The following is a 1,636-nucleotide window of genomic DNA, read 5'->3' as shown; positions in this document are numbered from 1 at the left end:
CCCTGCAAGCCCACGCCCAACAACTCATCCACCACCTCCACACCCACCCCCACCACCACCCCCACGACATCGCCCACACCCTCGCCACCCGCCACCACTTCAAACACCGCGCCACCATCACCGCCACGGACCGCCAGTCGTTGGTGGACGGCCTCGCGGCCGTGACCAACGGCGCGGGCACGCTGACCGGAACGGCCCGCGAGCAGGGCAAGGTCGCCTTCGTGTTCCCAGGACAGGGCTCCCAGTGGGTCGGTATGGCGACCGAGCTGATGCGTACCTGTGACACCTTCGCCGACCGGATGGCCGAGTGCGCCGAGGCGCTGGCACCGTACGTCACCTGGAGCCTCGCGGAGGTGCTGCAGGATGCGCGGCAACTCGAGCGGGTGGACGTGGTGCAGCCCGCCCTCTTCGCGGTCATGGTGTCCCTGGCCGCCGTGTGGGAGTCGTACGGGGTGGTCCCCGATGCGGTCGTCGGCCACTCGCAGGGCGAGATCGCCGCCGCCGTCGTGGCGGGAGCGCTGTCGCTGGACGACGGTGCCCGCGTGGTGGCTCAGCGTTCGCAAGTGCTGCTGGCGCTGTCCGGCCGCGGAGCGATGATGTGGGTGGACCAGCCCGTCGACGAAGTGCGGCGTGCCATCGGGGACGGTATCGAGGTGGCGGTGGTCAATGGACCGTCGTCGGTGGTGATCGCCGGTGCCGTGGAGGCGCTGACCGCGTACCAACCTGCGGGCGTGCGCACGCGGCTGCTGCCGGTCGACTATGCCTCCCACTCAGCGCACGTTGAAGAGGTACGTGACCAGCTTGTGGAAGTGCTGGACGGCGTGCAGTCCCGGCGGGCGCGGGTGCCGTTCATGTCCACCGTCACCGGTGGCTGGCTGGACACGCGTGACTTGGACGTCGACTACTGGTACCGCAATCTGCGCCAGACCGTACTGTTCGAGCCGGCCCTGCGTGCGTTGCAAGCGGCGGGCTTCACCACGGTGGTCGAGGTGAGTCCGCACCCCGTGTTGACCGTCCCGATCGAGCAGACCCTGCCGGACGCCGTGGTCACCGGTTCGTTGCACCGCGACGAGGGCACACTCGATCGGTTCCGCACCTCGGTCATGGAGCTGTACGTGCAGGGTGGCGTGGCCGACCTGGTGAAGGTATGCCCGGGACGGACCGTCGAGCTGCCGACCTATCCGTTCGTGCGGCAGCGGTATTGGCTTGACGGTCCGCGGGCAGTTGCCGGGGCAGCGATCGGCGTGGTCACCGAGGCGGCTGAGCCGGAGGGACCGGTCTCGCCGTTGGCGGAGCGGTTGCACGGCCTCGACACGCAGGAACGGCAGCAGGTCCTGTTGGAGCTGGTGCGGCGCGAGGCGGCCACCGTCCTGGGACATTCCGGGCCGGACGCGGTCGAGGAGAACAGCGTCTTCCGCGACCTCGGCTTCGACTCGCTGACGGCTGTACGCCTCCGCGGTCGGCTCGCCACGGTGTCGGGCCTGCAGTTGCCGCCCACACTGGTGTTCAACCATCCGACGCCGGTGTTGTTGGCGGGTCATCTGGGGGAGTTGCTGGCGGGCGGGGCGGTCGTGGAGCCGGTGCCGGTGCCGGTGCGGGTTGGGCAGCGCACCGGGGATCCGGTGGAGCCGATCGC

General features: G+C 69.9%; 1 protein-coding gene and 1 pseudogene. Both read left to right on the top strand.

Going from position 1 to position 1,636, the window contains the following annotated elements:
* Positions 1 to 2 precede the first annotated feature (2 nt).
* Positions 3 to 92, top strand: a pseudogene (locus IEY99_RS35350) (hypothetical protein); the annotation flags it as partial.
* Between the two features lie 51 nt (positions 93 to 143).
* The coding region (locus IEY99_RS33705; protein WP_229799505.1) for an acyltransferase domain-containing protein at positions 144 to 1,636 on the top strand (1,493 nt) is incomplete at its 3' end.

Source organism: Couchioplanes azureus, from assembly GCF_014648355.1.
GTDB classification, from domain to species: Bacteria; Actinomycetota; Actinomycetes; order Mycobacteriales; family Micromonosporaceae; genus Actinoplanes; species Actinoplanes azureus.
This window is presented reverse-complemented; position numbering and strand designations above follow the sequence as displayed.